Raw genomic sequence first — 10,420 nt, 5'->3', positions numbered from 1 at the left:
GGCGCCGGGGCCGCGTCGGGGGCCCGGCGGGGCGCGGGGGCGCCGGCGCCCCCCCCCCGGGGGGGGGGCGGGGCCTCCGGCGGGCGGTCACCGACAGGTGATCGACAGGCCGAGGAAGGAGGTGCAGCTGCGGGTGTCCTTGCTGGTGGCCGGCGACGGGTCGGCGGGGGTGCCGCCGGTGCGGGCCACGGTGACGTCCCAGGTGCGGATCAGGTTCAGCAGACCGACCCCGAGGGAGAAGTGCCGGGTGGTGCCGGCTCCCTTGGCGAGCGGCGTGCTCAGGGTGCAGGTGAGCTTGCCGGCGGCGACGGTGCAGTCGCCGGAGCTCGCGGTGAGGCCCGCGGGCAGGTCGGCCGAGACGGTGGCCGAGGTGACCGGGTCGGGGCCCTGGCCGGTGAGGGTGACGGTGTAGTCGACCCGCCCGGTGGCCGGCGTCGCGGTGAGCGCGACCCCGAGGTGGGCGCTGGGCGCGGTGTAGGTGAAGCGGTCGGCGGCGACGGCGGCGCTGGTGCCGCCGGGCGTGGTGACCCGGACGTCGACCGGGCCGGTCACCGTGGTGGCGGGGGCGGTCGCGGTGCAGCGGGTGCTGGTGCAGCTGAAGGAGGTGGCCGGGCCGGCCGCGCCGAAGGTGACGGCGGTGGCGCCGTTCAGGTCGGTGCCGGTGACGGTCACCGTGGTGCCGCCCGCTCCGGAGCCGCCGTTCGGGCTGACGCCGGTCACCGCCGGCACCGGGAGCGGGAAGTTCAGCACGTCGACGGCGTTGCCGGTGAAGTCGGCGAGGTAGCCGCGCCGCCCGTCCGCGCTCAGCGCCAGGGTGTACGGGCTCGCGCCCACCGGCACGGTCGCGGTGACCGTCCGGCTCGCGGTGTCGATCACGCTCAGGGTGTCGTCACCGTAGTCGGAGACGTACGCGGCGGAGCCGTCCGGGGCCAGGGTCACGGCGTACGGGCCGGTGCCGACCGGCACGGTGCCGAGCAGGGCGCCGGCGCCGGTGTCGATCACCGCGGCGGTGCTGTCGTCCCCGTCGGCGACCCACAGCCGGCTGCCGTCGGGGCTGAGCGCCAGGCCGAAGGCGCTGTGGCCGACGGGCACGGTGGCGCTCACCGTGCCGCTCGCGGTGTCGACCACGGTCACCGCCTTGGCGCCGGAGGCGGCCACGTAGAGGCGCCTGCCGTCCGGGGAGACGGCCAGACCGTGCGGTTCGGCCCCGACCGGGACGGTGGCCTTGACGGTGTCGGACGCGGTGTCCAGCACGCTGACCGTGTCGGCCCCGGCGTTGCTGACGTAGGCCCGGGAGCCGTCCGGCGACAGCGCCAGGTTCCAGGGCTGGACGCCGACCGGGACGGTGGCGGTCACCGTGTTGCTGGCGGTGTCCACCACGCTGACCGCGTTGTCGAGGTGGTGGGTGAGGTAGGCCCGGCGCCCGTCCGGGGAGAGCTCGACGGCGTACGAGCCGGTGCCGGCGGTGAAGGTGCCGGTCACGGTTCTGCTCGCGGTGTCCAGGACGCTCACCATGCCGGTGCTCTGACTGGTGACGTACGCCCGGGCGCCGTCCGGCGTGAGCGCCACCCCCGCCGGGTAGGGCGCCACCGGGAGGTGGGCGGCCACGGCCGGCGGCGGCGCGACGGCAGCGGCGGTCACGGGCTGGGACAGCAGGGCGGCGGTGGCCGCGGATATCGCCGCCAGCGCCGTGCCGGTGCGCCTGGGTGCACGACGTGATGTCAAGGAATCCCTCCGGAGGAACGGGCCGTGGTACGGGGGACGGGCGGCTCGAAGGGGTGGTGCCGAGCCGCACGAAGCGTAGAAGGCAGGTTGACGGCCCGTCAGGAACTGATCGGTAATGTCGCCAACTGTTCAGATTCGACCGATATTCGGTCGCAGCGACCAAGGCGGCCGGCGGGCGGACCCGGACGGGGCCCCTCCACCGGGTGCGGACGCGACCCGGGTCTCAGCCGGTACCGGCCGGAAAATTGGAGTTCTGGAGTCGCATTCGTTAGCGTTCCGCACGTGAGGCTGACCAAGAGCACCGACATCGCGCTCCGCATCGCCATGCGGCTCGCCGTCCTGGGTGAGGACGCCAACCCGACCACCCGCGAGGTGGCCGAGGCGGTCGCGGTGCCGTACACCCATGCGGCGAAGGTGGTCAGCAGGCTGCAGCACCTGGGCGTCGTGGAGGCCCGGCGCGGTCGCGGCGGCGGGCTGATGCTCACCTTCGCCGGACGGACCGGTTCGCTCGGGCTGCTGCTGCGCGAACTGGAGGGGGTCGGCGACGTGGTCGACTGCGAGGGCGACCCGCCGTGCCCGCTGCGGGCCGCCTGCCGGCTGCGCGGGGCCCTGCGGAACGCCCAGGAGGCGTTCTTCGCCTCGCTCGATCCGCTCAGCATCGACGACCTGGTCTCCTCCCCCACCGGGCCCGTCCTGCTCAGCCTCACGGCCGGGCCCGCCGACTGATTCCCGCCCCCGGGTCCGCGCTCGACCGCACGGTCGAAAATACGAATCTCAGATACCAGTCAGGAGCCCGTCTGATGCTGTCCGCGAAGTCCGCCGAGGTCGTCGAGGCCACGCTGCCCGCCGTGGGCGCCGCGATCGGTGACATCACCTCGCGCTTCTACGACCGGCTGTTCGCCGCGCACCCGGACCTGCTGCGCGACCTCTTCAACCGGGGGAACCAGGCCAACGGCACCCAGCGCCAGGCGCTGGCCGGCTCCATAGCCGCCTTCGCCTCCGCGCTGCTCGCCGATCCCGACCAGCGGCCGGACGCGATGCTCGCCCGGATCGCCCACAAGCACGTCTCGGTCGGCATCGCCGACGACCAGTACCAGGTCGTCCACGAGCACCTGTTCGCGGCGATCGTCGAGGTGCTCGGCGAGGCCGTCACCCCTGAGGTCGCCGCCGCCTGGGACGAGGTGTACTGGCTGATGGCCAACGCCTTGATGGCCGTCGAGGCGCGGCTGCGCGTCGAGGCGGCCGCCGGCGGCGACCCGGCCGACCTGTGGCGCCCGTACACCGTGGTCACCCGCTACCAGGAGACCGAGACCGTCACCAGCTACCTGGTGCGCCCCGCCGACGGCCGCCCCGTCCCGGCCTCCCGGCCCGGCCAGTACGTCTCGGTCCGCACCGAACTGCCCGACGGCGCCCACCAGATCCGCCAGTACAGCCTGTCCGGCGGCGCCGACGGCGCGCTGCGCTTCAGTGTCAAGCGCGAGCCCGGCGGCGAGGTCTCCGGCCACCTGCACGACCACCTGGCCACCGGCGACACCGTCGAGCTGGCACCGCCGCTGGGCGACGTCTTCCTGGCCGAGGGCGACGGCCCGGTCCTGCTCGCCTCCGCGGGCATCGGCAACACCCCGATGATCGCGATGCTCGACCACCTCGCCACGACCGGCTCCACCCGGCAGGTCGTGTCGGTGCACGGCGACCGCGACCAGCTCAGCCACGCCTTCCGCGCCGACCTGGAGCAACTGACGGCCAAGCTGCCGAACGCCACCGCCCACGTCTTCTACGAGCAGCCGCTCGGCGAGTGGCCGGCCGAACGCACCGGCCTGGTCGACCTCTCCACCGTCACCGTCCCCGCCGGGACGACGGCCTACCTGTGCGGCCCGCTGCCCTTCCTGCGCGCCGTCCGCGGCCAGCTGCTCGAGGCGGGCGTGCCGGCGAGGGACGTCCACTACGAGGTGTTCGGCCCGGACCTCTGGCTCGGCGTCTGATCCCACCAGAGGTCCTGATGCCGAGGGCTGCACCGATTCCAACAGACCTGTATACAGGCCGTCACCGACTCGCAGGGCTCGCTCCGAGCGAACCGGTGAGCAGACCTCTGATGCAACCCACGAACAGTCCAACGAGCAAACATGACATCCGCCGCGGTAAGCACCGTTGCAGTGCTAGGCCGGTGGCGTCCCGTTGGGCCAGACGCAGGGGGAACTGACCCGGAGGGAGAGGTCGTGGCTGGAGTCGGAGGTCCCGTCCAGGGTGGCGAGGAAGTTGTCCTTCGCGTTCCTCATCCTGATCCAGTCAGGACGTGATCCGGCGGCGTCCGTGTCCGGTTCGAAGCCTTGGCCGGTCAGGAACTCGCGGAAGGCCTTCGCGGCTTCGGCCTTGGGCGCGGTGGGGACATCGCCGAAGTCGTATTCCCGACTGCTCTGTGTCCTTCCGTGCGGGCCGACGTCGTTGGCATCGCATTCCAGATCGCGGAAATCACTTGAGCTCTTCACGGGCTTGACCGGAAGTTTCGCCTGAATGCCCGTGAGGTAGGCGTCGATCTGCTTCTTCGCCTGGTCCAAGGTGATCGTGGGCTTCGACCGCTCGCCCATGGTCGCCGCACCGCAGGCGTTCAGAGTCAGCATGGCGATCAGCAGCGTGGCGGTGGCGGTGGCCCGCTTCATCGGGGGGGTGTACCCGGTAATTCTCATGAGACCGGCTTTCCGGCGATGATCTCGCCCATGGCCGGCAGGGTGGGCGAATCGTCGTTCCAGTAGTCGGAGTGGTCTCCCTTGGGGTTGGTGGGCAGGATGTGCGCACCGAACTCGGGGACGGTGGTCTGTCGTCCATGGATCATGTGGTTGTCGGTGTCGATCCCCCCGACATGCACGCCATGGGTGTCCACGCCGGTGTAGTGGTTTCCGACGCCCCATATCTCGGCGTAGTAGTCGCGGACGTTCTTCCCCATCCCCTTGGGGTCTGCGGCGTCGGCCCACCCGATCGAGTCGCCGTCGCTCTGCGCGGCGTAGACGCGCGATGGGTCGATCCCCAGGTCCTTGGCGTGTTCGACGCCGCAACCCGGGCTGGCGATGAGGACGACGTTGTCGACCGGGAGACCCTTGTCGCGCATGGTGTAGCCGACGGTCGTCGTGCCGTAGCTGTGGGCGAGGATGGTGTTGTTCGCGATCTTCCCCCGATGTGTGGCGTGGAGCCCGTTCTCGAAGCTTTTCAGCTTGTCCTCCGCGTTCTTCGCGTACGTGTCGTCGGCGGCCTCGGGAATGATCGACTGCGGTGCGTCGTAGCCGACCCAGGTGATCGACGAAGATGTGCTCGGGTCTCCGGCTTTCTTGTTGGCCTTGTTGGCGGAGGCGACCATCAGGTCCGACCGCTCGATGTCGCTGCGGAGGCTACTTCCGACACGCGCTCCGGTGCCGGGGACATAGGTCGAAACGTTGTCGGCGGTGTCGGGGTTGTTGACCGCGATGATGGCGTGACCGTGGCCTTTGGTGTCGAAACCCAGCAGGAACGTGGGCGGGTGGTCGTCATCGACCTTGGTGTTCAGTCTGTCCTCGATGCTCTTGACGCCCTTCAGCTTGTCCGTGAGGTCGTCGTGCTTCTTCTTCCATGCCGAGTATTCGGGGTTCTCGACCGGTCCGCCGTTGGTCTCGGCGCGGTTCAGATACTTACTCGGCTCAGGGCCGAGGCCGTCGAGCTGGTGCTGGAGGTCCTGCTTGCCGCGCTGCAGGTTGATCCGGTTGGCCTGGTCGCGGGCGGTGGCCGGGACACCGTCGAGGTTGCCGACCTGGTCGGGGTGGTCGTGGATGAACTTCTGCTGCTCGGCGTCGGTGAGGCCGTCCCACCAGCTCTTGACGCTCGCTGGGTCGGTGCCGGCCGGGGGTATCTGTTCGCGCGCGGTCTCGGCGGCCTGGTCCTTGGCGACGGTGGCGGCGTCGAGGCCGGTTCCGTTGCTCGCGTTGGTCGCGAAGTGGTTCAGCCTGGCGCTGATCTCCTGGTCCGCGTGGGCGGCCTCGTTGAGCGCGGCGGTGATGCGGTTGCTGATGGCGATCGCGGTCGTCTCGGCGCCTGCTCCCGCGTAGTTCGCGGACGTGGGCTCCTTGTCCCAGGTGATGGTGCCGTCGGTGGCGACGTTGAGCTTCGCGGCCTTGGCGTCGTCCAGGGCGTACACCAGGTGGGCCTGGGCCAGCGCGAACTGCTCGGCGGCCTTGGCGAGTGCCTTGCTGACGAAGTCGAGCTCGCTGTGCGCGGACTGGAGCTCGGTGCCCAGGAACTGGATTCGTGCCTGGGCGTGGTTCGCTGCGGTGCCGGTCCAGTGCGAGTTGGAGAGCCGGTCGGCGACCTCGTGCTGCCAGGACTCGATGTGCCGGCCGAAAGCCGAGTAGAGCGCATCGAAGGCGTTCTTCGCGGTAGTGATGTTGTTGATGTTCGCGTCGTAGAGCGTCTTGATGTCCACGGGACTACTCCGCGGCCTTCGCGTTGGCGGGCTTCACCGGACCCGGAACGATGGTCGTGCCGAAGGGGTCCGGCTCGTTCGGGACCGGCGCGGCCGGGTTCCGCAGGTTCGCGTGGATGTCCTTCTCGACCTGACGGTAGTAGCCGGCAGTAGTGGCGAGCTTGGCGCCGACGTCCCCCATGTCGCCGGCGAGCTTGTCCAGCAGCGTCTTCCAGTTAGTGCCGCAGTCGCGCACCGCGGGGGCCGTGAGCCAGCCCTTCAGGGTGCCGGCGGCCTGGCTGCAGGGCTCGGAGATCTTCGACGTCTCGCCCGGTATCAAGCCTCCGATGTGCTGCGCGCTCTGCCCGCAACCGTCCAGCTCGGCCGGACTGACCTTGAACTCCAAAGCCGCGTCAGGATCAGCCATGGATTCTTCCCCCCGAATACTTCGGACCGGATCGCCGCCGGGCCGTGTTCAACTGACTGAATACTGCCGGGCAATAACTGTTGCCATGGCCGCGATTGCCCGCCGAAGTCATCAATGAAGCGGTCGTGACCGGATGCCCGCGCCATCAGTCGTGCCCGATGGTTCGAGAAGCCCGGCTCCCGGCCACCGTAGGCGAGCGCCCCCGACTGGCACCTGAGTATCCGTACTCAAATGAGTACCGACAGAGACCTCAGGCGATGGCCGGGAGCTCCACGCATCCCCAACCTCACGGGACGGAACACCTACGGCCTGAGCTCCAGGGTGCAGCACTTCGCCCCGCCGCCGCCCTTGAGCAGCTCCGACACGTCCACCGGGATCGGCTGGTAGCCGTGCTCGACGAGCCGGCCCGCCAGGTTCTTGGCGGCCTCCGGCAGCAGCACCCGGCGGCCGTCCGAGACGGCGTTGAGCCCGAACACCTCGGCGTCGGCCCGGTCCGCGAGGATCGCGTCCGGGTAGAGCGAACGCAGCGCCGCGCGGCTGTCGGCGTCGAAGGCCTCCGGGTAGTACATGACGTGGTCGTCGGCGAGCACGGCGAGCGCGGTGTCCAGGTGGTAGAAGCGCGGGTCGACGAGGGTGAGGCTGACCACCGGCACGCCGAACAGCTCCTCCGCCTCGGCGTGGGCGGCCCGCGAGGAGCGGAAGCCCGTCCCGGCGAGCACCCGGCGGCCGACCACCAGGTGGTCCCCCTCGCCCTCGTTGACGTGCCGGGCCCGGTGCACCGCGCGGAAGCCGTGCGCGCGGAACCAGGCCTGGTAGGCCTCGGACTCGGCGGCCCGCTCCGGGTGGCGGAAGGTCGCCACCAGGGCCCGGCCGTCCAGCACGGTGGCGCCGTTGGCGGCGTACACCATGTCGGGCAGCCCCGGCACCGGTTCGATCAGCTCGACGGTGTGGCCGAGGCGGCGGTACGCCCAGTAGAGCCGCTCCCACTGGCGCACAGCCAGCGCGGTGTCGGTGGGCTGCGCCGGGTCCATCCACGGGTTGATCGCGTAGTCCACCGTGAAGTACGTCGGCCGGCACATCAGGTAGCGGCGCGGCCGCGCCGTACGCGCCGGGGTCTGCGTGGGCATCGCTCAACCGTCCTCGGGTCGCCGGAATGCGGGGTGCACCCCGCCCCAGAGGCCGCTGCCCAGCCGCTCCCGTTCGCACACCCGCGCGGGCGCCCCGGCCGGGTGCAACCCCCCGCGCACCCGGCGCGAGCCCCGGCGCACGCATGCCCCTGCCCGGCGGCTACCAGCGCACGGCGGCGAAGTCCACCGGCTCGGTGCGCAACTCCCGGGCGCGGACGGCCAGGGCGCGCAGACGGCGGTCGGCCTCCTCGGCGGACATCCGGCGCTTGTCGCCGTGGCCGGGCAGCAGCCACTCGAAGCGCAGCGCGCCCAGGCTGCGGTCCAGCGAGGCGGACTGCTCCTCGATCGAGTACCAGGTCACCGCCTCCTGCACCTCGATGTCCTGGTTGGTGCGGGACCAGTACAGGCTGTCGCCGCTGAAGCAGTAGCGCTCGTCGGCGACGTACAGGACGCTGCCGAGGGTGTGCCCGGGGAAGGGGTGGGCGACCAGGCCGGGGGAGACCTCGACCGGGTCGGTGCCGCGCAGCACCCGGTCCGCGTCGGGGGCGTACGCGAGGTCGCCCTCGTGGATCCAGAGCCGGGCGCCCAGGCGGTCGGCGTACGCGCGGCCGTGGGCGGCGTGGTCGCGGTGGGTGAGCAGCACGTCGGTGACCGGGCCGAGCGCCTCGTAGCGGGCGGCGAGGCCCTCGCTGTAGCGGGGCGTGTCGATCATCACCCAGCCGGTCGGACGGCGGCACAGGTAGGAGTTGGCGCCCGCGGTGCGGCGGGAGTTGTGGCCGAGCAGCAGCACCCCGTCGTCCAGGGCGAGCGGGAACGGGTCGGTGGCCGGGTCGAGCCGGCCGCTCCCGGGGCGGATGGAGCGGGTCGGGCAGGCGTGCGCGGCGGCGAGCAGTTGCCGGCGCTCGGCTTCGTCGCGCGGCTGGCGGAGCAGTTCGGAGGTGCGGGCACGCTCGACGATCAGGTCGGGCGCGAGTTGGCGGGCGACGTCGCAGTTGGTGCAGCGGTCGTCGATGGTCCAGTGCTCGTCGGCGGTCGGGTCCCCGGCGATGGTCGGGTCCGCGTCGGTCGTCGGGTCCGCGGTACCGGCGGACGGGTTCTCGGTCGGGTCCGGGTGCTCGGAAAGGCTCACGGCTGGCTTCCCCCTGGAAGGACGGCGGCCGGTCGGCCGCACCCCTCGAGCATCGTCCGTTCGGGCCCAAAACGGGAAGGGGGCAAGGATCTTGTGGTTTTCCGACTGCGGCGCTCTGCGGGCCGCGGCCGACCGGCGCGGGGTACGTGGCCCATCTCACGCGCGCGCGGCATGACCTACGGTGGCGTAGGTCACTTGATTCAGTGAACTATCTTCTTCATGCCGAACCTCCAGGAGACCCTTGACCTCAGTTCGTATGCCGCCCTGGGCGACAGCTTCACCGAGGGCCTGAACGACCCCGGTGCGGACGGCGCCTTCGCCGGCTGGGCCGACCGCCTGGCCGGGATGCTCGCCGAGGGGCGGCCGCCGGGCGCGTTCCGCTACGCGAACCTGGCGGTGCGCGGGCGGCTGCTGGACCAGATCGTGGCCGAGCAGGTGCCGCAGGTCCGCCGGCTCCAGCCCGACCTGGTCACCTTCTGCGCCGGCGGGAACGACATCCTGCGGCCCGGCAGCGACCCGGACGAGGTCGCCGAGCGATTCGAGGCGGCCATCGCCCAACTCTCCGTGTCCGCCGGGACGGTGCTGATCTGCACCGGCTTCGACACCAAGGACGTGCCGCTGCTCAAGCACCTGCGCGGCAAGATCGCCACCTACAACGGGCACATGCGGGCCGTCGCCGACCGCTACGGCTGCAAGGTGGCCGACCTGTGGTCCCTGCGCGCCGTGCAGGACCGCCGCGCCTGGAGCGAGGACCGGCTGCACCTCTCCCCCGACGGCCACCAGCGGGTGGCCCTGCTGGCCGCCCGCTCGCTGGGCCTGGCCACCGCGCAGGACCCGGAGGCCCCCTGGCCGGCCGCGCCCGTCCTGTCCCCCGCCGACCAGCGGCGGGCGGACCTCCAGTGGGCCCGCGAGTACCTGCTCCCATGGGTCGGCCGGCGCCTGCGCGGCGAGTCCTCGGGCGACCACGTCGAGCCCAAGCGCCCCGAGCTGCTGCCGCTCTGACGGTTGATCAGCCGCTCCCACCGGGCGCTGTGGCGCGCTGCGCCCGCAGCGCCCGGTGGACCAGGGCGGCACCGAGCGCGCCGACCGGGTACCAGGCGAGATCCGGTGGATCGAAGGTCGACCCGAGGACCAGCTGCACCAGCCCGCTGTGCCGGCCCCACGCCTCCGGCAGCCCGGTGGCCTGGAACAGCTCCACCGCCCAGCTCACCGCCGCTGCCCACAGGGCCGCCCGCGCCGGGCGCACCGCCGGCGCGACCAGCACCACCAGGGCGTACACCAGGACGGTGTAGAGCGCGTCGCCCGCGTACTTGGCGACCTCGCCCACCGCCCCGGCCCGCACCCCGAGGGCCGCCGCCCCGGCCCGCACCCCGAGGCCCGCGGCCACGGTCAGGCCCGCCGCAGCGGCGGCCGGAACGCGCGAGGCCGGCCCCCTCCGAAGATCGTCCACCCGCCCACGCTACCCCGCGGCCGCCGCGCCCGATCCCGGCGCCCGCGTGAGGAACCACCGCGCCGCGCCGGACGTCCCTACCCCCCGATGGACCGGTCCGTGCAGGTCACGGGCCGGATCGAACGGAACGTACGGGCGG

The 10,420-nt window shown here is 72.0% G+C and carries 10 protein-coding genes; 3 read left to right on the top strand and 7 right to left on the bottom strand.

From position 1 onward, the window contains the following. Positions 1-87: 87 nt before the first annotated feature. Positions 88-1,725 carry a YVTN family beta-propeller repeat protein gene (locus ABT247_RS11150; RefSeq protein WP_350741248.1) on the bottom strand — a complete coding sequence of 546 codons (1,638 nt, stop codon included), beginning with the start codon at positions 1,723-1,725 and terminating at the stop codon, positions 88-90. Positions 1,726-2,007: 282 nt separating this feature from the next. Here ABT247_RS11150 and ABT247_RS11145 point away from each other — a divergent pair, with 282 nt between their 5' ends. Further along, positions 2,008-2,451 (top strand): RrF2 family transcriptional regulator, encoded by a 444-nt coding sequence (locus ABT247_RS11145; protein ID WP_350741246.1) that lies wholly within the window; start codon positions 2,008-2,010, stop codon positions 2,449-2,451. Between the two features lie 74 nt (positions 2,452-2,525). Further along, positions 2,526-3,707 carry a globin domain-containing protein gene (locus ABT247_RS11140; RefSeq protein WP_350741244.1) on the top strand — a complete coding sequence of 394 codons (1,182 nt, stop codon included), beginning with the start codon at positions 2,526-2,528 and terminating at the stop codon, positions 3,705-3,707. A 174-nt stretch (positions 3,708-3,881) separates the two neighbouring features. Here the strand turns inward: ABT247_RS11140 and ABT247_RS11135 are convergent, their stop codons facing one another. The 5 genes from ABT247_RS11135 to ABT247_RS11115 form a co-directional block, all read right to left on the bottom strand. Further along, a complete protein-coding gene (locus tag ABT247_RS11135) occupies positions 3,882-4,382 on the bottom strand; it encodes a hypothetical protein (RefSeq protein WP_350741242.1) in 501 nt (166 codons plus the stop codon). A gap of 23 nt (positions 4,383-4,405) precedes the next feature. Next, positions 4,406-6,169 (bottom strand): alpha/beta hydrolase, encoded by a 1,764-nt coding sequence (locus ABT247_RS11130; protein ID WP_350741240.1) that lies wholly within the window; start codon positions 6,167-6,169, stop codon positions 4,406-4,408. A 4-nt stretch (positions 6,170-6,173) separates the two neighbouring features. Beyond that, entirely contained in the window at positions 6,174-6,575 is a 402-nt protein-coding gene (locus ABT247_RS11125; RefSeq protein ID WP_350741238.1) for a hypothetical protein, read from the bottom strand. A 302-nt stretch (positions 6,576-6,877) separates the two neighbouring features. Continuing rightward, entirely contained in the window at positions 6,878-7,702 is an 825-nt protein-coding gene (gene ddaH / locus ABT247_RS11120; RefSeq protein WP_350741236.1) for a dimethylargininase, read from the bottom strand. 160 nt (positions 7,703-7,862) lie between these two features. After that, complete coding sequence (locus ABT247_RS11115) at positions 7,863-8,750, bottom strand: 4Fe-4S domain-containing protein (protein ID WP_350741252.1); 888 nt, start codon at positions 8,748-8,750, stop codon at positions 7,863-7,865. Positions 8,751-9,050: 300 nt separating this feature from the next. Here ABT247_RS11115 and ABT247_RS11110 point away from each other — a divergent pair, with 300 nt between their 5' ends. Beyond that, entirely contained in the window at positions 9,051-9,833 is a 783-nt protein-coding gene (locus ABT247_RS11110) for an SGNH/GDSL hydrolase family protein (protein ID WP_350741234.1), read from the top strand. A gap of 7 nt (positions 9,834-9,840) precedes the next feature. Here the strand turns inward: ABT247_RS11110 and ABT247_RS11105 are convergent, their stop codons facing one another. Continuing rightward, positions 9,841-10,281 carry a DUF2809 domain-containing protein gene (locus ABT247_RS11105; RefSeq protein WP_350741232.1) on the bottom strand — a complete coding sequence of 147 codons (441 nt, stop codon included), beginning with the start codon at positions 10,279-10,281 and terminating at the stop codon, positions 9,841-9,843. Positions 10,282-10,420: the final 139 nt, after the last annotated feature.

Source organism: Kitasatospora sp. NPDC001539, from assembly GCF_040298565.1.
Taxonomy (GTDB): Bacteria; Actinomycetota; Actinomycetes; order Streptomycetales; family Streptomycetaceae; genus Kitasatospora.
Note: the sequence above shows the minus strand (reverse complement) of the source record. Positions and strands in the feature narration are given on the sequence as shown.

What these genes read in the sequence shown, in the direction of transcription:
- ABT247_RS11140 (WP_350741244.1), top strand. Translation starts at nt 2,526, where the DNA reads ATGCTGTCCGCGAAGTCCGCCGAGGTCGTCGAGGCCACGCTGCCCGCC.
- ABT247_RS11135 (WP_350741242.1), bottom strand. Translation starts at nt 4,382, where the DNA reads ATGAAGCGGGCCACCGCCACCGCCACGCTGCTGATCGCCATGCTGACT.
- ABT247_RS11125 (WP_350741238.1), bottom strand. Translation starts at nt 6,575, where the DNA reads ATGGCTGATCCTGACGCGGCTTTGGAGTTCAAGGTCAGTCCGGCCGAG.
- ddaH (WP_350741236.1), bottom strand. Translation starts at nt 7,702, where the DNA reads ATGCCCACGCAGACCCCGGCGCGTACGGCGCGGCCGCGCCGCTACCTG.
- ABT247_RS11110 (WP_350741234.1), top strand. Translation starts at nt 9,051, where the DNA reads ATGCCGAACCTCCAGGAGACCCTTGACCTCAGTTCGTATGCCGCCCTG.